This window comes from Pseudomonas sp. BN505 (assembly GCF_029873175.1).
Lineage (GTDB): Bacteria > Pseudomonadota > Gammaproteobacteria > Pseudomonadales > Pseudomonadaceae > Aquipseudomonas > Aquipseudomonas putida.
Window position 1 is genome coordinate 228,191 of sequence record NZ_SSOI01000070.1, and the last position, 21,118, is coordinate 249,308.

21 protein-coding genes are annotated in these 21,118 nt (G+C 62.6%); 7 read left to right on the forward strand and 14 right to left on the reverse strand.

Annotated elements, in window-relative coordinates; translation table 11 throughout:
* Positions 1 to 34: 34 nt before the first annotated feature.
* From E8E78_RS27580 to E8E78_RS27590, 3 genes are all read right to left on the reverse strand, one after another.
* Entirely contained in the window at positions 35 to 1,483 is a 1,449-nt protein-coding gene (locus E8E78_RS27580) for a TonB-dependent receptor (protein WP_280314488.1), read from the reverse strand.
* A gap of 274 nt (positions 1,484 to 1,757) precedes the next feature.
* Complete coding sequence (locus E8E78_RS27585) at positions 1,758 to 2,699, reverse strand: FecR domain-containing protein (protein WP_049276572.1); 942 nt, start codon at positions 2,697 to 2,699, stop codon at positions 1,758 to 1,760.
* Complete coding sequence (locus E8E78_RS27590; protein ID WP_114942483.1) at positions 2,696 to 3,214, reverse strand: sigma-70 family RNA polymerase sigma factor; 519 nt, start codon at positions 3,212 to 3,214, stop codon at positions 2,696 to 2,698. The genes E8E78_RS27585 and E8E78_RS27590 overlap by 4 nt, the downstream gene beginning before the upstream one ends.
* Positions 3,215 to 3,361: 147 nt before the next feature.
* Between E8E78_RS27590 and E8E78_RS27595 the strand changes: the two genes are divergently transcribed.
* A complete protein-coding gene (locus E8E78_RS27595) occupies positions 3,362 to 4,222 on the forward strand; it encodes a DUF6279 family lipoprotein (protein WP_049276571.1) in 861 nt (286 codons plus the stop codon).
* A gap of 129 nt (positions 4,223 to 4,351) precedes the next feature.
* On the opposite strand, the gene aceK is transcribed toward E8E78_RS27595, so the two are convergent.
* Complete coding sequence (aceK, locus tag E8E78_RS27600) at positions 4,352 to 6,061, reverse strand: bifunctional isocitrate dehydrogenase kinase/phosphatase (protein WP_059394739.1); 1,710 nt, start codon at positions 6,059 to 6,061, stop codon at positions 4,352 to 4,354.
* A 248-nt stretch (positions 6,062 to 6,309) separates the two neighbouring features.
* Between aceK and E8E78_RS27605 the strand changes: the two genes are divergently transcribed.
* Together E8E78_RS27605 and E8E78_RS27610 are read left to right on the forward strand one after the other, a co-directional pair.
* A complete protein-coding gene (locus E8E78_RS27605; protein ID WP_016498407.1) occupies positions 6,310 to 7,185 on the forward strand; it encodes a DMT family transporter in 876 nt (291 codons plus the stop codon).
* Positions 7,186 to 7,198: 13 nt separating this feature from the next.
* The gene (locus E8E78_RS27610; protein ID WP_049276569.1) at positions 7,199 to 7,657 is read left to right on the forward strand and encodes a DUF4265 domain-containing protein; all 459 of its coding nucleotides are present in this window, start codon (positions 7,199 to 7,201) and stop codon (positions 7,655 to 7,657) included.
* Positions 7,658 to 7,660: 3 nt separating this feature from the next.
* On the opposite strand, the gene E8E78_RS27615 is transcribed toward E8E78_RS27610, so the two are convergent.
* From E8E78_RS27615 to cysK, 3 genes are all read right to left on the reverse strand, one after another.
* Positions 7,661 to 8,542 (reverse strand): DMT family transporter, encoded by an 882-nt coding sequence (locus E8E78_RS27615; protein WP_049276568.1) that lies wholly within the window; start codon positions 8,540 to 8,542, stop codon positions 7,661 to 7,663.
* A 368-nt stretch (positions 8,543 to 8,910) separates the two neighbouring features.
* Positions 8,911 to 9,846: an aspartyl/asparaginyl beta-hydroxylase domain-containing protein gene (locus E8E78_RS27620; protein WP_049276567.1), complete on the reverse strand. Its 936-nt coding sequence runs from the start codon at positions 9,844 to 9,846 to the stop codon at positions 8,911 to 8,913.
* A gap of 171 nt (positions 9,847 to 10,017) precedes the next feature.
* Positions 10,018 to 10,992 (reverse strand): cysteine synthase A, encoded by a 975-nt coding sequence (cysK, locus tag E8E78_RS27625; protein WP_049276566.1) that lies wholly within the window; start codon positions 10,990 to 10,992, stop codon positions 10,018 to 10,020.
* Positions 10,993 to 11,126: 134 nt separating this feature from the next.
* On the opposite strand from cysK, the gene E8E78_RS27630 reads away from it, so the two are divergent.
* The 3 genes from E8E78_RS27630 to E8E78_RS27640 all read left to right on the forward strand — a co-directional run bounded on the left by E8E78_RS27630 (position 11,127) and on the right by E8E78_RS27640 (position 14,396).
* A complete protein-coding gene (locus tag E8E78_RS27630) occupies positions 11,127 to 12,200 on the forward strand; it encodes a DUF748 domain-containing protein (RefSeq protein WP_016498391.1) in 1,074 nt (357 codons plus the stop codon).
* Positions 12,201 to 12,358: 158 nt separating this feature from the next.
* On the forward strand, positions 12,359 to 13,204 hold the full coding sequence (locus tag E8E78_RS27635; RefSeq protein ID WP_016488585.1) for a MoxR family ATPase: 846 nt from the start codon (positions 12,359 to 12,361) through the stop codon (positions 13,202 to 13,204).
* A gap of 13 nt (positions 13,205 to 13,217) precedes the next feature.
* Entirely contained in the window at positions 13,218 to 14,396 is a 1,179-nt protein-coding gene (locus tag E8E78_RS27640) for a VWA domain-containing protein (RefSeq protein ID WP_049277437.1), read from the forward strand.
* Between the two features lie 114 nt (positions 14,397 to 14,510).
* Here E8E78_RS27640 and E8E78_RS27645 read toward each other — a convergent pair whose 3' ends face one another.
* The 4 genes from E8E78_RS27645 to E8E78_RS27660 are packed head-to-tail and all read right to left on the reverse strand — an operon-like array spanning position 14,511 to position 18,183.
* On the reverse strand, positions 14,511 to 15,428 hold the full coding sequence (locus E8E78_RS27645; protein WP_049276941.1) for a biotin-dependent carboxyltransferase family protein: 918 nt from the start codon (positions 15,426 to 15,428) through the stop codon (positions 14,511 to 14,513).
* Positions 15,425 to 16,111 carry a 5-oxoprolinase subunit PxpB gene (pxpB, locus tag E8E78_RS27650; protein ID WP_049276939.1) on the reverse strand — a complete coding sequence of 229 codons (687 nt, stop codon included), beginning with the start codon at positions 16,109 to 16,111 and terminating at the stop codon, positions 15,425 to 15,427. Before pxpB ends, E8E78_RS27645 begins: the two co-directional genes overlap by 4 nt.
* A complete protein-coding gene (locus E8E78_RS27655; RefSeq protein WP_049276936.1) occupies positions 16,108 to 16,887 on the reverse strand; it encodes a 5-oxoprolinase subunit PxpA in 780 nt (259 codons plus the stop codon). The genes pxpB and E8E78_RS27655 overlap by 4 nt, the downstream gene beginning before the upstream one ends.
* Before the next feature lie 9 nt (positions 16,888 to 16,896).
* Positions 16,897 to 18,183, reverse strand: a complete 1,287-nt coding sequence (locus E8E78_RS27660) for an MFS transporter (protein ID WP_049276934.1) — start codon at positions 18,181 to 18,183, stop codon at positions 16,897 to 16,899.
* Between the two features lie 130 nt (positions 18,184 to 18,313).
* On the opposite strand from E8E78_RS27660, the gene E8E78_RS27665 reads away from it, so the two are divergent.
* Positions 18,314 to 19,225 (forward strand): LysR family transcriptional regulator, encoded by a 912-nt coding sequence (locus E8E78_RS27665; RefSeq protein WP_049276932.1) that lies wholly within the window; start codon positions 18,314 to 18,316, stop codon positions 19,223 to 19,225.
* A 70-nt stretch (positions 19,226 to 19,295) separates the two neighbouring features.
* On the opposite strand, the gene E8E78_RS27670 is transcribed toward E8E78_RS27665, so the two are convergent.
* Genes E8E78_RS27670 through E8E78_RS27680 form a run of 3 tightly spaced genes read right to left on the reverse strand, consistent with a single transcriptional unit; the run spans position 19,296 to position 21,115 of the window.
* Positions 19,296 to 19,817, reverse strand: a complete 522-nt coding sequence (locus tag E8E78_RS27670) for a DUF2937 family protein (RefSeq protein ID WP_280314507.1) — start codon at positions 19,815 to 19,817, stop codon at positions 19,296 to 19,298.
* Positions 19,818 to 19,826: 9 nt separating this feature from the next.
* Positions 19,827 to 20,600 (reverse strand): class II glutamine amidotransferase, encoded by a 774-nt coding sequence (locus E8E78_RS27675; protein ID WP_016498384.1) that lies wholly within the window; start codon positions 20,598 to 20,600, stop codon positions 19,827 to 19,829.
* 17 nt (positions 20,601 to 20,617) lie between these two features.
* Entirely contained in the window at positions 20,618 to 21,115 is a 498-nt protein-coding gene (locus E8E78_RS27680; RefSeq protein ID WP_049276929.1) for a hypothetical protein, read from the reverse strand.
* Positions 21,116 to 21,118 lie beyond the last annotated feature (3 nt).

The window sequence follows — 21,118 nt, forward strand, 5'->3', positions numbered from 1 at the left end:
TGCCCCTTTGTGCTTGAGCTTTCGGGGCGATGGATCAGAAATCGTAGCGCAGGTTCAGCATGGTGTTACGCGGGGCACCGTAGTGGGCGTAGCTACCGGCCATGCCTGCGTAGTACTTCTCATCGAACAGGTTGTTCACGTTGAGCGTGGCCGACAAGTTGTCATTGATCTGATAGCGGGCCATCAGGCTGGCAACCGTATAGTCATCTTGCGTCACCCGCGTGTTCAAGCGCACATACGACAGCGACGAACTCGAATTCCAGCTTGCGCCACCGCCAATGGTCAGTTTGTTCCAGTCACCCTGCAGGCGGTAAGTTGTCCACAAACGGAAGGTGTACATGGGGAGCTGAGTATTCTGACGATTGCCATCGGAATCTTCTGTGCGTGAATGGCTGTAGCCTGTCTGGATGTTCCAACCCGGTAGTACTTCACCAGCCAATTCAAGGTCAATGCCCTTGGTTTCCGCACCATCAATGGCCCGATAGGCTTGAGTATGATTAGGTGTCTCGTTGGTGCCATCTACGACTGCGAAATTATCGCGCTGAATGAAGTACACCGCCGCATTGGCATTCAAGCGCCCGCCATAAAACTCACCTTTCCAGCCCAGCTCGTAGTTTTTGCCAACTACAGGTTCGAGGGTCTGCCCGGAAACATCTTCCGAAGACTGCGGCTTGAAGATGTCGGTGTAACTGGCATAGACAGACTGCTCATCCGTGAGGTCGTAGACGATGCCAGCATAAGGGGTGACAACGCCATTTTCGCGTATCTTGGTTGGTGGCGTCCGAGTGGTACTTGTCAGCACGTTGAGCGAATAATCGTAGTTGTACTTGGAAACACGAGCTCCGAGAATTAAGTGCAAGTCTTCAGTAACGTTGAATCTGCCTGCGAGGTAGTACCCGCTCTGCCGGCTAGCGACGTTGTAATCCAGAAAAGGCACGTAGCTGTTGTCAGCAGGCCTCGACATCTGGTTATTCCAGTTGTAATAGTCAATTGTTGTAGAAGGCGCATCGGATTCGTCGTGCTGGTTTTCGTAATCCTGGAAGTTGTAACCCATGATCAATTCATGGCGCTGCCCCAGCAGCTCAAATGGACCTTGAAGCGTCACGTCGACACCTTTCTGGGTCTGAGTGGCCTTGGCCCTGGCCGGGATGATCGGTACAGCACCGGTTGCCTGGTTGATATAGGCAACGTTTGTTGTCGTACGCAAATAGGCGGAATCGGTATCGCGGTCCACATCCATGTAGTTGGCAGCGATCTTGAACTGCCAGTCATTGGCCAGTTCTTGCTCAAGACCGAACGTGTAATTGGTGGTCTCTATTTCGTCGTACATCCAGCGTGCGCCAGAGCTTTTTGAGCGAGAAAAATCAGTAGGCTGTCCGTTACTGAACAGCATGGGAACGCCCGGTCCCCCATCGGCCCGATACTTCTGGCGATCAATGCTGAAGCGGCCAACCGTAGTGTCGCTCAGGTCTGCCTCAACCACGCCATAGACCAGATCACGTAGCTGTGGCGGGTAACACGGGGGGGCATGGGGGGCTCCTTCAAAGGCCAGTGGTGGCGGTTTGCAGGAGGGGTCGTGTGAACCCGGAAAACCGACAATGCAAACGAGAAATATTTTAAAAAACTGTTTCCTGCACTATGGGGTCGCTTTGCGACCCTTCGCGGGCATGCCCGCTCCCACATTTACTGCAACAGCCTTGCCCCCAGTGGGAGCGGGCGCGCCCGCGAAGGGCTGCGCAGCAGCCCCAATCCCAGGTTCAGGCTAAAGGCCGCACCCGCACCCAGAACCGGGTACGTGTCTCGATCCGCACCGGCAGCGCCTGTGCAATCGCCTCCAGCGCCCGCGCCGTATCGTCCAGCGGGAAGGCCCCGGAAAGGCGCAGGTACGCAACCTCCCTGGCACACTCGATAAAGCCCGGGCGATAACGCTGCAATTCGTCCAGCACCCGGCCGAGCGGCCAGTTGTCTATTACCAGCCGGCCATTCACCCACTCGTCCCTGTTGGGGTCGAGCGCCTGTGGTTCGGGCAATGGCCCAGCCCCGAAGCGCAAGCTCATGCCCGCCTCTACCCGCAACGGCTCGGCATCTGCCCGGTTGCGCACGGCAACAGCGTGTTCCAGCACATCCAGTTCGGTCTGCCCGTCCAGTTGGCGCACGACAAAACGCGTACCCAACGCGCGCATCTCGCCCTGCTGGCTGCGCACACTGAGAGGTCGTGCATCCTTGGCTGTGGTCACCATGATTTCCCCGGCGCGCAGGATGATCAGGCGCTGGTGGTGGTCGTAGCGGATGTCCACGGCACTGGCCGTGTTCAGGGTGAGCTGGGTGCCATCTTCCAGGCGCAGCTGCCGCCGCTCGCCCGTGGCCGTGCGCACATCGGCCAGCCACAGCGGCGTCTGCCGGTAGCCAGTCCAGGCCAGGCCCGACACACCAAGGCCCAGCACCAGGCCCTTGAGCACGGTACGCCTGCCTGCCAGTGGTTGTTCCACCACCAACGTGCGCTGCGCCACGGTCGCCGGCACGCTGCACAGCTCGGCGTGAAAGGCCTCCAGCCGCTGCCAGGCCCACTGATGAACAGGGTCGCCCTGGTGCCACGCCTGCCAACGCTGATACAGCGCCGGGTAGTCCGCCCCGGCACTCAAGCGGGCATGCCACTGCGCCGCATCGCGCAGCGCCTGGCGTTGCTGCGCCGGGCTCACAGCTCGGCATCCAGCGCGAACAGCAGGCACTGTTCGGTGGCCTTGGCGATGTATTTGGTCACCGAACTTACAGACACCCCCAGGCGCTCGCCGATTTCGGCATAGCTCAAGCCTTCGAGGTGCGACAGAAACAGCGCCTGGCGCACCTTGTGGTTCAGGCCGTCCAGCATGGCATCGAGCTGCAACAAGGTTTCCAGCAGGATCACCCGTTGCTCGGCAGACACCTCCAGCAACTCCGGCTCCAGTGCCAACGCCTCCAGGTAGGCCTGCTCAAGCGAGCGCCTGCGCAAATGGTCGACCATCACCCGCTTGGCCACCGTCGCCAGAAAATTGCGTGGCTCACGCAACGGGTGGGCCACCGTGCTGGCGATCAGCCGCACGAAGGTGTCCTGGGTCAAGTCCGCCGCCCGCTCCCGGTCGCCCAGGCGCCGGCGCAGCCAGCCTTGCAGCCAGCCGCTGTGGTCGCGGTACAGGCAGTGCATGTCATCGTGCGGTGCAGGCGGGACCTTGTACACGCAATCATCCTTGTAACGATGCGGATAAGAATTAGTCGCAATAATAGTGTGATTGCCAATGGAAGGGAATCGCCATTGCTGCGATGCAATGGAACCCTGCGGCTAACCTTACCTCTACCGATTGGCCGCCACTGCAAGGAACAGCACATGCCTGCACGCCTGTCCAAAACCCTGCTTATCACCCTCGGCTTCGCCCTGGCCCTGGCCGCCTGCAGCCGTATCGACCTGGCCTACCGCAACCTGGACCGCCTGGTGCCGTGGTCGCTGGGTGATTACCTGGACATGAACAGCGAGCAGAAGGCCTTGCTCGACGACCGCTTGCGCGAACACCTGGCCTGGCATTGCAAGACCCAGCTGCCCGGCTACATCGACTGGCTGGACCGGGTACGCGGCATGGTCGCCGATGGCCAGGTGACCGACCAGGCTCTGCAGCAACGTACCCGCGAGGCCCGTGAGGCGATTGGCCGGGTGGCAGAGGAGATCACCCCGTCGGCCACCGAACTGTTGCGCGGCATGAGCGACAGCCAGGTGGCAGAAATGCGCGAGGCGTTCCGCGAGGACATCAGCGAACGGCAGAAAAAATACGTGGATACCCCGCTGCCCAAGCAGGTCGCCCGGCGTAGCGAACGTATGGAGAAACGCCTGACTCCGTGGTTTGGCGAGTTGACCGCAGCACAGAAGCAGCGGGTGCAGGCCTGGTCCGCAGCACTGGGCGACCAGAACCGCGAATGGATCGCCAACCGCGCCCACTGGCAGCAGCAATTGTTGCTGGCGATGAACCAGCGCAACGACGCCAGCTTCGAGCCACGCCTGGCGACGCTGCTGCAACGCAAGGAAAGCTTGTGGACGCCTGAATACCGCTCAGCATTTCAAAATACCGAACAACAGGCGCGCAGTTTGCTGGTGGACCTGGTGCAGCAGAGTACGCCGCAGCAGCGACGGTTCTTGCAAGAAAAGCTGGGCAAGGTGCGCACGGACTTCAGTGAGTTGAAGTGTTTGAAGGGGTAATTGCGAACACCAGGTCCGGCCTCTTCGCGGGTAAACCCGCTCCCACAATGACCCCGCTGGTGTCGAATCCTGTGCTGTTCCTGTGGGAGCGGGTTCACCCGCGAAGAGGCCGGGCCTGGTAAAGCACGATTACCGGGCCTTGCGCCGGTAGGGAAACACATCAATCACCTTCCCCTCGCGAATTGCCGCCTGCAGCCCCTTCCAGTAATCCGCGTCATACAACTCCCCATGCAAGCGGCTGAACAACCGTCGCTGGCCAATATCGGCAAACAGGAACGGCGGAAACTCTTCGGGGAACACGTCATGCGGCCCGATCGAATACCACGGCTCGCCCGACATCTCGTCCTCCGGGTAACGCGGTGGCGGGATATGGCGGAAGTTTACCTCGGTCAGGAAGCTGATCTCGTCGTAGTCGTAAAACACCACCCGGCCATGGCGGGTAACGCCAAAGTTCTTCAGCAACATGTCGCCGGGGAAAATGTTTGCCGCCGCCAGCTGCTTGATGGCCAGGCCGTAATCCTCCAGCGCCTCCAGCACCTGGCCTTCGCTGGCATGCTCCAGGTACAGGTTCAATGGCGTCATGCGCCGCTCGGTCCAGCAGTGACGGATCAGTACCGTGTCACCCTCCAGTATTACCGTCGACGGCGCCACCTCCAGCAGTTCGGCCAGGCACTCCGGCGCGAACTTGCCCTGTGGGAAGCGAAAATCGGCAAACTCCTGGGTATCGGCCAGGCGCCCCACGCGGTCGACGCTTTTCACCAGCCGGTACTTGTCGATCACCGTCGCGCGGTCGACGGTTTTCGATGGCGAGAAGCGGTCCTTGATGATCTTGAACACGGTGTTGAAGCCCGGCAGGGTGAACACGCTCATGACCATACCGCGCACCCCAGGCGCCATGACAAAGCGGTCTTCGCTGCCGGCCAGGTGGTTGATCAGCGCCCGGTAGAACTCCGACTTGCCGTGTTTGTAGAAACCGATGGAAGTGTACAGCTCGGCAATGTGCTTGCCCGGCAAAATGCGTTTGAGGAAGTTGACGAACTCTGCCGGCACCGGCACATCGACCATGAAATAGGAGCGGGTGAAGGAAAAGATGATCGACACCTCGGCCTCGTCCGTGATCAGGCCATCGGCCTCGATACCATGCCCTTCGCGGTGCAGCAGCGGTATCACCAGCGGCCACTGCTCATCGCTGTTGTACAGCCGGCCGACCAGGTAGGCACCCTTGTTGCGGTACAGCACCGGCGAAAACAGCTCCACCGCCAGCGTCGGGTCTTTGCAAACCCAATCCGGCAGGCACTCGCGCAGTTGCTCTTCAAGGCGCGACACGTCGCTTTCAAGGTCGCCATAGGCGAATGCGTAGTCGGAAAGAATGGTCCGCAGCAGGCCCTGAAGATTGCCATCGGGGCGGTAGGTACAGGTTTGTGTGGCACGCTGGTGGCTGCGGATGGACGGCCGGGTGGTGTGGATGAACATGCAGCCGTCGCTGATCTGGTCATGGCTGAACAGGCTGCAGAACAACGAGTTGTACCAGGTCTCGGACAATTCATCGTCCAGGCGCGGGTCGATCAGGCGTATGTAGGCACTTTTCACCAGAGGCCACTGCTCGACCTCCAGCAGCACCTCGTCATCGAACGCATCACGCAACCAGCCGTTGACCTCGCCGACCTTCTGTTCGTAAAGGTTGATCCGAGCGGCGGCTGCCCGCTGGCTGTCTTGCCAACGCGCCTGCTCGAAGCGCTCGCGGGCGCCGAGGGTGATGCGGCGGAAATGCTCGCGATAGTCGTCGAAGCCATCGAGGATCATCCGGGCGATCTCGCCGGCAGGCCAGTGCTGGGTCATGCAGGACACCTCGGTGCGGGGTGAGATAGACAGCTTAGTCGCACTATCGAGGGTGTGGAGCCTGTGCCGGCCTCTTCGCGGGTAAACCCGCTCCCACAGGTAAAGCACGGCACTTGAAGCTTGTGGTGTACCTGTGGGAGCGGGTTCACCCGCGAAGGGGCCGGGACAGGATTGCACCGCAAGAAAGCGCAAGAATCCCCCCGCCCCCTGGCGTACACTCGCGCCCTGCCCTGTACCCGGAGACCGCCGTGAGCCCCATCGCCCTAGCCCGCCTGCTGACACTTGCTGCCGTCTGGGGGGCGAGCTTTTTGTTCATGCGCATCATCGCCCCCGAGCTGGGCACGGTGCCGACCGCATTCTTCCGTGTGTCCATTGCCTGCCTGGGGTTGATCGGCATCGTCGCGGCCGCCCGCGTGCGGTGGGACTTCCAGGGCAAGCTGGGTGCCTGCCTGGTGCTGGGCATGATCAACTCCGGTATCCCGGCCACCTTCTATTCCGTTGCCGCTCAGGTATTGCCGGCCGGCTACTCGGCGATCTTCAACGCCACCACACCACTGATGGGCGTGCTGATCGGCATGCTGTTCTTCCGCGAGCCCATGACCCTGCCCAAGATGTGCGGCATCTTCCTTGGCCTGTTTGGCGTCGGCATCCTCAGCGGCGCCGGGCCAGTGGCGCTGGACATGGCCCTGGTGCAAGGCGCCCTCGCCTGCCTGGCGGCCACCACCTGCTACGGCTTTGCCGGCTTCCTTGCCCGCCGCTGGGTCAGCGGCCTGGACAGCCGCCTGTCAGCGCTGGGCAGCATGCTCGGCGCCACCTTGCTGCTAAGCCCACTGTTCGCCTGGAGCGCGCTGAGCCAGCCACCCGCCAGCTGGGGCGGCTGGCAGGTGTGGCTGTCGCTGCTGGGCCTGGGGCTGTTGTGCACGGCGTTCGCCTACATCCTGTACTTCCGCCTGCTGGAAGAAATCGGACCGGTAAAGGCCAGCACCGTGACCTTCCTGATCCCAGTGTTCGGTGTATTGTGGGGGGCGTGGCTACTGGACGAGTCGCTGTCCATGGGGCACCTGTACGGCGGCTTGCTGATTGGCATGGCACTGTGGCTGGTGCTGCGCCCGGCGCGCAACTGAAGCGGGGCAGACGATGAACAGCGTGTACAAGAAGGTCTTGTTCCGCCTGGAACAGGACGAAAACGGCTACCCACCTGCCTCAGTCGAGGGCCTGTGGGCCAAGGCTGTGGAAGGCGGCTATACGGTCGACAACATCCCCTTCCATGTCTACGGCATTGCCCCGGGTGATGTGATTGCCACCCGTGAAGAAGACGGCGAAACCTGGTTCGATGCACTGTGCAGCAGCAACGGCAGCTCGGTGTTCCGGGTGCTGGTAAAGCCCCCGGAAACTCTGGACCAGGTACGTGCGGCCTTACAGGACTTCGGCTGCAACTGCGAAACCGAGCAGGCCGTGAAGATGCTGGCTGTCGAGGTCCCGACGCAACGTTCGCTCGACACACTGCTCTACTACCTGCTCACCCAGCGCGAAGCCGGCCTGCTGGACTTCGAGGAAGGCGTATTACGCCACACCATCCCCGAAGAATTCCGCTAGGGCCTACGCCTGGGCAAGGCGCGCGGCGGGCTTGCGAAACACGAACAGCAGGCCCACCACGATCAACCCCATGCCCAGCAGGCTGAGCGGTGCCAGGCGGTTGCCGAAGATCAGGAAGTCCATCACAGCAGTGACTGCCGGCACCAGGTAGAACAGGCTGGTGACATTGACCAGGTTGCCCTTGGCGATCAGCCGGTACAGCAACAAGGTCGCCAACAAAGAGACCACCAGGCCCATCCACAGCAGCGCGCCGACAAAGCCGCCGGTCCACTCGACATGCAGCGGTTGCAACGGTGCGAACAGCGCGCACATGGCAAAGCCGGCCAGGTACTGCAACGGCAGCGTGCCCATGGGGTTGTCGGTGATGCGCTTTTGCAGGATCGAACCCAGGGTCATGCTGGCCAGCGCCAGCAGGGCAAACAGCATGCCTGCCAGCGACACCCCGCCCAGGTTGATGCCCTGGTACACCACCATGATCAAGCCGCCCAGCCCCAGACCCAGCCCGAACAAACGGCTCCAGGAGCGTTGGCGCTCCATCAGCACCACGGTAAGGATCGGTTGTACCCCCATGACCGTGGCCATGACGCCAGGGGTGACATGGGTGTTGAGCGCCAGCAAGTAGAAGATCTGATAGGCGCCAAGCAGCACACACCCGGTACCCAAGGCACGCAGAATCGCCCCACGGGTGCGCGGCCAGCGCAGCCCCAACAGCGGGCCGATCAACAACAGGCCGGCCAAGGCCAGCGTCGAACGCAACAGCAGGAAGGCGAACGGGCTGGCATGCGCCAGGCCCAACTTGGAGACGATTGCACCGCTGCTCCACAGCAAGACGAACAGGCTGGTAGTGGCCGCCGAGGCCACGGAAGTTTTGGAAAAGACAGACATGTATGCACCTGTATTCGGGCAAAAAGCCGAACGGTGGGCGTGAACTTCAGCAGGGGAAGTAGCCGACCGTGTTCAGTAGGTTGCGTGTGCGAAGCGGGTCGGCAAGAAGCCGATCAGCCCAGCACGACCACGCAAGGAGGCGGAGCTACGCCGCCTACGACGCCACTGACAGGTGGTGGGTAGTGACTGATCATGACCGGCTGCTGACTGCCACGCACAACCATGCCCGCGACTGGCGCGAGGGCAAAGCGTGCAGTGGAAGGGATGGCTGGCATGAACAGGGTCTTCGAGGAAGTGAATGCACTGGAATATAGCGTGGGATTCTTCGCGGGACAAGTCCCGCGAAGAGGCCCGATCAGCCTACAAAATCAGAATAACCAGCGGTACAGCAGATACGCCACCACTACCGCCAGCACCGGCCGCAGCACGCGGTAGGCCTTGGGGTTGGCGCGCTTGAACTGCTTCACGTGGGTGCTGATTTTATTGCTGAACCGCTTGCTCCAGGCATACGCCTGGTTGATGCCGCCCACGCGCTCGTCGTCGGTGTTCTGCGGCGCGGTGGCGCGGCCGAGGAAAGCACTGACCTGGCGGTTGATGCGGGTCATCAGCGGGCTGCTCAGCGGGCGCTCGATGTCGCAGAACAGGATAACGCGGGTAACGTCGGTCTCGTTCTTCACCCAGTGCACGTAGGTTTCGTCGAACATCACGTCCTCGCCATCACGCCAGGCGTATTCCTCGCCATCGACGTAGATGCGGCAAGCATCGGAATTCGGCGTGGACAGGCCCAGGTGATAGCGCAGCGAGCCTGCGAACGGATCGCGGTGCGGGTTCAGGTGGCTGCCGCCGGGCAACAGGGCGAACATCGCGCCCTTGACGTTGGGGATGCTGCTGACCAGCTCGACGGTGCGCGGGCACAGGGCTTCGGCCGAAGGCAGCGGTTTGTCGTACCACTTCAGGTAAAAACGCTTCCAGCCTTTCTTGAAGAACGAACCGAAGCCGGCGTCGTTGTCCTTTTCGGCGGCGCGAATGTAGCCTTCATCGAACAGGCGCATGGCCTCTTCGCGGATGTCTTGCCAGTTGTCCTTCAGCACGTCCAGCTCAGGGAAGCGCTGGCGGTCCAGGTAGGGTTTGGACGGCACGCCGGAAAACAGGTACATCAGGGCGTTGTAGGGGGCGAACAGCGCCGAATGGTTGACGAACTGGCGCAACACCGGCAGGCGAGCCTTGCCGCGCAGGTGCACGAACAGCACGCTGCCGAAGAACACCAGCAGGACACCCGCCTTGGCTGCAAAGGAAAAGGTCATGCTTCACTCCTTGGAAAGGAGACAGGGCTGCGCAGCCTGGCTCCTGAAAATCATCCTGCCATCATAAACCGATCCCGCCGCGGTAAAAACAACCCGGGCGGGATCGCATTCATGAAGATTTTGCAATAAACCACGCCGCCAAACGTTGCGCCGGATCAGCGGCGAGGCCGATTACTGCTGGTTTTCCTGCTCGCTGAACATGTCGCTGAACAGCATGCTCGACAGATAACGCTCACCCGAATCGGGCAAAATTACGACGATGGTCTTACCCTGCATATCGGGTTTTTCGGCCAGGCGCACCGCGGCGGCCATTGCCGCACCACACGAAATACCACAAAGGATGCCCTCCTCCTGCATCAGGCGAATGGCCATGGCCTTGGACTCTTCATCGGTCACCGTCACCACTTGGTCGACAATCGACAGGTCGAGGTTTTTCGGCACAAAACCGGCGCCAATGCCCTGGATCTTGTGCGGGCTGGGCTTGAGCTCTTCGCCCGCCAGGGTCTGGGTGATCAGCGGCGATGACACGGGCTCGACAGCCACCGACAGGATTGCCTTGCCCTGGGTGTGCTTGATGTAGCGCGACACACCGGTGATGGTGCCGCCGGTGCCCACGCCCGCCACCAGTACGTCGACTGCGCCGTCAGTGTCGTTCCAGATTTCCGGGCCGGTGGTTTTTTCGTGGATGGCCGGGTTGGCCGGGTTCTCGAACTGGCCCGGCAGGAAATACTGGGCCGGGTCGGAGGCGACGATTTCGTTGGCCTTCTCGATGGCGCCCTTCATGCCTTTTGCCGGCTCGGTCAGCACCAGTTCGGCGCCCAATGCCTTCAACACCTTGCGCCGCTCCAGGCTCATGGAGGCTGGCATGGTCAGCATCAGCTTGTAGCCACGGGCGGCGGCAACAAAGGCCAGGCCGATACCGGTGTTGCCCGAGGTAGGCTCGACGATGGTCATGCCCGGCTTGAGCTTGCCGCTGCTCTCTGCGTCCCAGACCATGTTCGCGCCAATGCGGCATTTGACCGAGTAGCCCGGGTTGCGCCCTTCGATCTTGGCCAGGATGGTCACGCCACGCGGGGCGATGCGGTTGATCTGCACCAGCGGTGTGTTGCCGATGGAGTGGGCGTTGTCTGCAAAGATACGGCTCATGGCAGGGGTCCTTGGCATGAAAAACAGCAGGGAAAGACCCCAAGGGTAAGCCCCGACCGGTGGCCCGTAAAGCCTGTTCGAACTCGACCGGGCGCGTTGCGGTCAACCACACATCCCGCCTTGGAGACGCCCTGATGAGAGCCCGTTACCGCTGGCCGCTGATCGGCCTGGGCAGCCTGATCGTGCTGCTGGTAGCCCTGCACCTGGCCCTGCCCTACCTGGTGCGCGATTACCTGAACGACAAACTGGCCGACATGGGCGATTACCGTGGCCAGATCGCCGACGTGGACCTGGCCTGGTGGCGCGGCGCATACCAGATCAACGGGCTGAAGATCGTCAAGACCAGCGGCAAGGTACCGGTACCGTTTCTGGACGCGCCGCTGATCGACCTTTCGGTGAGCTGGCATTCGCTGTGGTCCGACAGAGCGGTAGTGGCCGAAGTGACCTTCGTGCGCCCGGAGCTGAACTTCGTCGACGGTGGCACCAAGCAAGCGTCGCAGACTGGCCGGGGTACCGACTGGCGCCAGCAACTGGAAAAACTGCTGCCCATCACGCTCAACGAAGTGCGCATCGACAATGGCGTGCTGACGTTCCGCAACTTCAACTCCAAGCCACCGGTCGACCTCAAGGCCACCCGGCTGAACGCCAACATCCGCAACCTGACCAATGTTCGAGACCCCAAAGGCCGTCGCGATGCGAGTTTCGAAGGTACTGCCCTGATCGCGGGCGATGCGAAGGTAGAAAGCCGTGCCACGTTCGACCCGTTCAGTGATTTCGATGACTTCGAATTCAGGCTGCGCGCCACCGGCATCGAGCTACGCAAACTGAACGACTTCGCCAGCGCCTATGGCAAATTCGATTTCAATGCCGGTCACGGGGACGTGGTCATCGAGGCGCAGGCGGAAAACGGCCGGCTAAACGGCTACATAAAGCCGCTGCTGCGTGATGTCGATGTGTTCGACTGGCAACAGGACGTCGAGGAAAAGGACAAGGGCTTCTTCCGCTCGGTGTGGGAAGCGGTGGTGGGGGCGACCGAGACGGTGCTGAAAAACCAGCCGAAAAACCAGTTTGCCACCCGGGTGGAGCTGAGTGGCAGCGTGCGCAAGCAGGATATCAGCGCCTTCGAGGCGTTTTTGCAAATCCTGCGCAACGGGTTTATCCAGGCGTTCAATGCCCGATACGAGCGAGGGGCGCCGGATTCCGACTGAGTGGGCGTGACGGGGCATTCAGGGACTGAATACCCGGTCTGCGTTTCCAGCCGCTCAACCCCGCGTTATAGTCGGTAACAAATCGAAAACAGGTGTTGGGCCTTTCGCGGGCGTGCCCGCGAAGAGGCCCTGACAGGCATACGGCAGAGGACAGACCCATGAAGTTCGAAGGCACCCGCGACTACGTCGCCACAGACGACCTGAAACTGGCGGTAAACGCGGCCATCACCCTCGAACGCCCGCTGCTGGTCAAGGGCGAGCCCGGCACCGGCAAGACCATGCTTGCCGAGCAGCTGGCGGCCTCGTTCGGCGCGCGGCTGATCACCTGGCACATCAAGTCCACCACCAAGGCCCACCAGGGCCTGTACGAGTACGACGCGGTCAGCCGCCTGCGTGACTCGCAGCTGGGCGTGGACAAGGTGCACGATGTGCGCAATTACCTGAAAAAGGGCAAGCTGTGGGAGGCTTTCGAGGCTGATGAGCGGGTCATCCTGCTGATCGACGAAATCGACAAGGCCGACATCGAGTTCCCCAACGACCTGCTGCAAGAGTTGGACAAGATGGAGTTCTACGTCTACGAAATTGACGAGACCATCAAGGCCAGACAGCGCCCGATCATCATTATTACCTCCAACAACGAAAAAGAGCTGCCGGACGCGTTCCTGCGCCGCTGCTTCTTCCACTACATCGCCTTCCCCGACCGCACCACGCTGCAGCAGATCGTCGACGTGCACTACCCGAACATCAGCCAGTCGCTGGTCAGCGAAGCCCTGGATGTGTTCTTCGACGTGCGCAAGGTGCCGGGCCTGAAGAAAAAACCGTCCACCTCCGAGCTGGTCGACTGGCTCAAGCTGCTGATGGCCGACAACATCGGTGAAGCCGTACTGCGCGAGCGCGATCCGACCAAGGCCATCCCGCCGCTGGCCGGCGCGCTGGTAAAAAACGAGCAAGACGTGCAGTTGCTGGAGCGCCTGGCCTTCATGAGCCGGCGCGGCAACCGCTGACAGGAGCCGGGCCATGCTGCTCAACCTGTTCAATGAAATGCGCGCGGCCAAGGTGCCGGTGTCGGTACGCGAGTTGCTGGACCTTCACCAGGCCCTGCAAAAGCATGTGGTGTTCGCCGACATGGACGAATTCTACTACCTCGCGCGCGCCATCCTGGTGAAGGACGAACGCCATTTCGACAAGTTCGACCGGGCCTTCGCTGCCTACTTCAAAGGCCTGGAAAACCTCGACCGCCACATCGAGGCGCTGATCCCCGAAGACTGGTTGCGCAAGGAGTTCGAGCGTTCGCTCACGGATGAAGAGCGTGCGCAGATCCAGTCCCTGGGTGGCCTGGACAAGCTGATCGAGGAATTCAAGAAACGCCTTGAGGAGCAAAAGGAACGCCATGCCGGCGGTAACAAGTGGGTCGGCACCGGCGGCACCAGCCCGTTCGGCTCGGGTGGTTTCAACCCCGAAGGCATCCGCGTGGGCGAGGCAGGCAAACGCCAGGGCAAGGCGGTAAAGGTGTGGGACCAGCGCGAGTACAAGAACCTCGACGACCAGGTTGAACTGGGCACGCGCAACATCAAGCTGGCCCTGCGCCGGCTGCGCAAGTTCGCCCGTGAAGGCGCCGCCGAAGAGCTGGATATCGACGGCACCATCGACCATACCGCACGCGACGCCGGCTTGCTGAACATCCAGATGCGCCCCGAGCGGCGCAATACGGTAAAGCTGCTGTTGCTGTTCGACATCGGCGGCTCGATGGACGCCCACATCAAGGTTTGCGAAGAGCTGTTCTCGGCCTGCAAGACCGAGTTCAAGCACCTGGAGTACTACTACTTCCACAACTGCGTGTACGAGTCGGTGTGGAAGAACAACCTGCGCCGCACCTCGGAGCGCTATTCCACCTTCGACCTGCTGCACAAGTATGGCGACGACTACAAAGTGGTGTTCGTCGGCGATGCGGCCATGGCGCCCTACGAAATCACCCAGCCGGGCGGCAGCGTGGAGCACTGGAACGAAGAGGCCGGGTATGTGTGGCTGCAGCGCTTCATGGAAAAATTCAAGAAGATCATCTGGATCAACCCTTACCCCAAGCAGGCCTGGGACTACACCGCATCGACCCATCTGGTGCGGGACCTGATCGAGGACAAGATGTACCCGCTGACCTTGCAGGGGCTGGAAGAAGGGATGCGCTACCTGTCCAAGTGATGTTGCCGGTGCCGGCCTTTTCGCGGGCTCGCCCGCTCCCACAAGTGCACCACAGACCCTGAGTTTTGTGGAATACCTGTGGGAGCGGGCAAGCCCGCGAAAGGGCCAGCAGCCTTACAACCAACGGCCCAGGTAAACCTGGTGCTCCCGCCAGGCCTCATCCTGCACCACCGCCCTGAACCGCGCCACCGCCCCCGGCATGCACTGCGCCAGTTGCGCCAGCGCCAACGGCGTCAACGCCCCCAGCCGCGGATACCCGCCAATGGTCTGCCGATCATTGAGCAACACAATCGGCTGCCCATCCGGCGGCACCTGCACCGCCCCCAGCGGTATCCCTTCAGAAATCATCGGCGCCCCCTGGTAAACCAGCTGCGGCCCCAACAGGCGGATGCCCATGCGGTCAGCCCGGCTGTCCAGCGTCCACTCCCGGTTGAAGGCTTCGAACAGGCTGGTACCGCTGAAATCACCGATCTGTGCGCCCATCACCAGGTCGAGGACAGGCTTTTCTGCGTACTGCAGGCGCAGCGCTGGCGGCACCTCGCGCAGGGTTGCATCGCTACCGGTAAACGCTAACGCCTGGCCTTTGGCCAGCGCCGCACCCTGGCCACAGATGCCACCCAGTGCTTCACGTACCACCGTGGCACAACTGCCCAGTACATCTTCGCCCAGGAACCCGCCCGGTGCCGCCAGGTATGCCCGCACACCCTGCTTTGGCTGCTTCAGGGTCAAGCGCTGGCCCTTGCCCAAGGTAAAACTGCGCCAGGGCGCGACAGGCTGGTCATCGACTCGGGCATCCAGGTCGGCACCGGCCAGGGCCAGCACGCAATCCTGTTCGGCCACCATGCAAAAGCCACCCAGCGCCACCTCGACCACCGGCGCCCCCAACGGGTTGCCCAGCAGCCAGTTGGCCCAGCGCATCGCCACCCAGTCCAGCGCCCCGCCCTGGGTCACGCCCAGGTGGCGTACGCCAAAGCGCCCAGCATCCTGCAACTGGCACAGCGGCGTGCTGGCCTCGATCTTCAATTGCTTCATCCTTGGGCCTCCACGTCGCCGCCCATCGCCAGGAACTCGCTGCGCGAAACCGGCACGAAACGCACCCGGTCGCCGGGTTGCAACAGGCTGTAGCCGTCACGCTCACGGTCGAACAGGCGCACCGGCGTGCGCCCGATCAGGTTCCAGCCACCCGGCGATACCGCCGGATACGCCGCCGTCTGGCGCTCGGCGATGCCCACGCTACCCGCCGCCACCCGCTTGCGCGGGGTGCTCAGGCGTGGGCTGGCCAGGCGTTCGTCGACCAGGCCCATGAAACCGAAACCGGGGGCGAAGCCCAAGGCGAACACGGGATAATCACGTTCGCTGTGCAAGCGCACAACCTCGGCTTCACTCAGCCCGCTGCGGGCCGCCAGCACAGGCAGTTCAGGGCCGACGCTGGCGTCGTACCACACCGGGATCTCGTGGCGCCGGCCGCCGCTGCCGGTGTCTGGCTGCAAACCCTCCAGCGCCTGGTTGATCAGCGCCCTCGCCTCGCCCGGTGGCAGGTCGAACTGCACCATCAGCGTGGTGTAGGACGGCACCAGGTCCAGCAGGTGCTCGCCGAACACGCCGCTCAGGCGCTGGCTGGCGGCGAGCATCCACGGCATGTTGGCCTCGTCGATCCGGTCGAACAGGCGCACCATCAGGCTGTCGATGGCCACCACTTCGATACGCGCTTTCATTGCGGCTCCAGGGCGTCGAGAGCCTGGCGTATCTGCCGCACCGCCGCCACCGAACTGTCGTTGTCGCCATGCACGCAGAGGGTGCTGGCCTGCAGGCGCAGGGCGCTGCCATCGTCCGCCACCAGCGTATCGCCACGGGCCAGGCGCACCGCCTGCTCCACCACCAACGCCGGGTCGTGATGCACCGCGCCAGGCAAACGGCGCGACACCAGGTGGCCGCTGGCGGTGTAGGCGCGGTCGGCGAACGCCTCGAACCACAACGGCACACCGATTTCATCGCCCAGGGCCTGGGCGACGCGGTTGTCGGCGGTGGCCATCAGCATCAGAGGCAGGTTGCTGTCGTAGGCCGCCACAGCTTCCAGTACGGTACGCAGCTTCAGCGGGTCGGCCATCATGTCGTTGTACAGCGCGCCATGGGGCTTCACATAAGCCACGCGGCCACCCAGCACTTTGCAGATGCCGTCCAGCGCACCGATCTGGTAGTGCAGCAGGTCGCGGATTTCCTCGGGGCTGCAGGCCATGGAGCGGCGGCCGAAGCCGACCAGGTCCGGGTAGGCCGGGTGCGCGCCGATGGTTACCCCATGCTCCAGCGCCAAGGCCACGGTGCGGCGCATGATGCCGGGGTCGCCGGCGTGGTAGCCACAGGCAATGTTGGCGCAATCGATGTAGGGCATTACCTCGGCGTCCAGGCCCATGCGCCAGCTGCCGAAACTCTCGCCCATGTCGCAATTGAGTAGCAGGCGTTCCACCACGGGGTCTCCCTTGTTGTTGTTCATAGGCTTACCTTACCGCGCCTGCAGCTGTTTGCCGCGTGTTTCCGGCAGGCTCAGGGCCGCCAAGATCACAATGCCGTAGGACACTGCAGAGAACACCCCGATACCTACGCCCAGCGGCACGTTCTGGCCGAGCATGCCGATCAGCAACGGGAACAACGCCGCAATGACCTTGCCAATGTTGTAGCAGAAGCCCTGCCCCGAACCACGAATGCGCGTAGGGAACAGTTCGGTCAAAAACGCCCCCATGCCGCTGAAGATGCCCGAGGCGAAGAAGCCCAGCGGGAAGCCCAGCCACAGCATCACGCCATCGCTGACCGGCAACTGCGTGTACAGCAGCACGATGACGAACGAACCCACGGCGAACAGGATGAAGTTCTTCTTGCGCCCCAGCAGATCGGACAGGTACGCGCTGACCACATAGCCCACGTACGAGCCGACAATCACCATGGCCAGGTAGCCACCGGTACCCAGCACGCTCAGGCCGCGCTCGTTCTTGAGGAAGGTCGGCAGCCACGAGGTGATCGCGTAGTAGCCACCCAGTGCACCAGTGGTCAGCAGCGACGCCCGAACGGTGGTCCAGAGCATGCCCGGGGCGAAGATTTCGTAGAAGTGCGAAGGTGCCTCGGCGCTTTCCACCGCCTTGGCCGCGCGGTACACCTCCGGGTCCTTGACCAGGCGGCGCACGAATATCACGAACACCGCCGGTACCAGCCCCAGCAGGAACAGCGCGCGCCAGGCCTGTTCTGGCGGCAGCCAGGAGAACAGCAGCGCGTAGAGAATCGCCGTGAGGCCCCAGCCGATGGCCCAGCCGGACTGCACCATGCCCACCGCCTTGCCACGGTCCTGGGCACGGATCACCTCGCCGATCAGCACCGCGCCAGCGGTCCATTCACCACCGAAGCCAAAGCCCATAAGGGTCCGGGCGATCAGCAACTGTTCGTAGTTCTGGGCAAAGCCGCAAAGGAAGGTAAAGAAAGCGAACCACAGCACCGTCAATTGCAGGGTGCGCACCCGGCCGATGCGGTCGGAAAGGATTCCGGCGATCCAGCCGCCCACGGCCGAGGCGATCAGCGTGCTGGTATGGATCAACCCGGCTTCGGTGGTGGTGATGCCCCACAGCATGATCAGCGTGGGGATGACAAAACTGAGCATCTGCGTGTCCATGCCGTCCAGGCCATAGCCGATCTTGCAGCTCCAGAAGGTGCGTCGTTGCTGTTTGTCGATGTCGCGGTACCAGGCGAAAGGCCCGGACGAAGGTGGGGAACTGACCTGCTGCTGCACGCCGGTGGGGTTCATGGATGCCTCGGCTTGTTGGTATTGTTTTATGGGCGACATAAAGCGTCGCGGCCTGGGTGCCATTGTTCAGAGGCCGCGACAACTGAGTCCAACGATAAAAACCGCCGGTCTGGAACAAGAAAAACTGATCATGAACCTTCGCTTCCTCGAAACCTTCGTCTGGGTCGCCCGGCTGAAAAGCTTCCGCCTGACGGCAGAAAAGCTGTTCACCACCCAAGCTTCCGTGTCCAGCCGCATTGCCGCGCTGGAGGCAGACCTTGGTGTGAAGCTGTTGCTGCGCGATTCGCGCGGGGTGAGCCTGACCCCGGAAGGCGGCAAGGTACTGGAGTACGCCGAACGCATGCTGGAAACCGCCAAGGCCATGAAGCAGTCGCTGGACAGCGACCGGGCAAAAGTCGGGCGCATTCGCATCGGGGTGATGGACACGGTGATCCACACCTGGATGAGCGCGCTGGTGGCCGAGTTGACCGAGCGTTACCCGCAGATGGAAATCGAACTGGTGGCCGACACCGCGTTGAACCTGCGCGAGCAGTTGCAGAAGGGCTTTCTCGACGTGATTTTGCAGACCGACCTGCTGCGCGAGCAATCGATCCGCAGCCTGGACCTGGCGCGCTACCCGATGGGCTGGGTAGTGGCTGCCGGCTCTCACCAGCACCGGGACTATGCGTCGCTGGCCGAGCTTGGGCGCGAGCGCATCATTACCTTCTCGAAAAATTCACGGCCGCACCAAGAGGTGCTTAGCCTGCTGCAGGCTGCGGGGGCAGAGGCGCCGCGGTTGAACTGCGTGAACTCGGTGGCGGCGATTACCCGGCTTTTGCGCGACGGCTTTGGCATTGGCGCTCTGCCGCCGGCATTAGTGGATGCCGAGTTGGGCCGGGGTGAGCTGATGTTGCTTCAAGGGCTGCAACCGCCGCCTAGCCTGGAGCTGGTGGTGGCGTGGCAGACAGGGGTGGCGTTGGTCGATGAAGTGGTCGGGGTGTGCAGACAGGTGCTGGAGCGGTATGCGCGGGATGTGGGTGGCCAGCGGATAGTACTCATCTGACCGGCTAACGCGGTCTTTGTGGGAGCGGCCTTGTGTCGCGAAAGGGCCGCTCCCACAGGCGCCGTGCAGCCTAGCGCCAGCTTTCTTTCACCGCCCTGCGCCGCCCGCCCAGAATCACCCAGCCAAGCCCCAGCAACAGGCTTTCGACCACGAAGGCCAGCACAAACCCCGCGCCAACACCCCAGCCAATCGCCTCGGGCACCAGCAGGATCTGGTAGCTGTAACCATTGAGCGCTTCTTCGCGCAGCTGCGGGTCGGCCTGCACCAGCACATGCCAGGTACGCTGGGCCCAAGGCCCTTGCAGCGCCTGCCATTCGTTTTCCAGCAGTTGGTTGCGGATCATCAGGCTTTCGATGCTGTTGGCATCACTGTTGAACACCGGGTCGTCACTGCTGCGGTAATGCTGCAGCAACGCCTGCAAGTCGCCCTTGAAGAAGCGCTCGGCCGTTTGCCGGAACCCATCAAGCGCCTCGCGTGATTCGAACAGGTGCGCCTCCACCCGTTGGCTATAGTCCTTGACCAGCCCCGGGACCTGGATACCGGCCAGCAGGCCGAAGGTGAACAGCAGCAACCGCAGGTAACTTCTGAACATGCAGCGTCCTTAGCTCTGGCCGTGCGCCACGCACTCGCCGTGCCGCCACAGGGCCCATTGACCCGGCTCGTAGCGGTGCCAGGTCTCGTTCTCGGTCAAGGCCTCGGTGGCAATCACCGTGACCACGTCGTTGGGGGTGGTTTCGGTATGAAAATCGACGATCAGGTCGACATCCTTCAACCGCGCGGCGCCAAACGGCGCACGGCGGGTAATGTGCACCAGCTTGGTCGAGCAGAAGCAGAACAGCCAGTCGCCGTCGCTGAGCATGCAGTTGAACACGCCCAGGCCACGGTAGCCGGCACAGGCTTCGACCAGCACCGGTAGCAGCTGTTCCACCGGCACCGGCTCGGGGAAGGCACTGCGGATGCGGTTGAGCAGGTCGCAGAAAGCCGCTTCGCTGTCGGTGTCGCCCACCGGCCGGTAGAAGCTGGCCAGGCCCTTGAAGTCGCCCAATTGCCCGTTGTGCGCGAAGCACCAGTTGCGGCCCCACATTTCCCGCATGAACGGGTGGGTGTTGGACAGGCACACCCGGCCGACGTTGGCCTGGCGGATATGGCCAATTACCACTTCGCTCTTGATCGGGTAGCGCTGCACCAGGTTGGCCACTTCCGACTCGCTGCTCGCGGCCGGGTCCTGGAACAGGCGCAGGCCACGGCCTTCGTAGAAACCGATACCCCAGCCATCACGGTGCGGGCCGGTACGGCCACCGCGCTGCATCAGGCCGGTGAAGCTGAAAACGATGTCGGTGGGGACGTTGGCACTCATGCCCAGCAGTTCGCACACAGGCGTGTCTCCTCCGTTTACAGACGGGGCTCGACCCGGCCATTGCCGCGGGGTGCGGCAGGGCGTGGGTCGTCGCGGTAACGGTCGCCGCGCTCAGCGGCCAAGGGCGCTTGCCCGCCGACCTGGTTATCCTCGTCCGCCTGGCGCTTGGCGGCGGCCTCGGCTTGCGCACGGCGCTCGTGGGCGCGCTTTTCCAGCGGCCAGCGCAGCAGCACGAAGAGGAAATACAGGCCGAAGGCGATCATGCCGTACATGGCGAAGTCGGACACCGCACGCCAGGCGTTGTTACCGACCTTGAAGGCGACATCCAGGGCGGTGATGGCGATGGCGGGGGCGAAGCTGTCCTTGACCGGGTCGACCACGGTCGGGGTCAGCAGCAGCACTGCCAGCACCACCCGCAGCGGTTCGCGCAGCCAGCGCCACATCCAGCCGGTGACCTTGAAGGCCACCAGCAGGCAGCCCAGGGCGGCCACGGCGTACAGGCCCCAGGCGAAGGTGTAGTCGTTCTCGGTCATGGT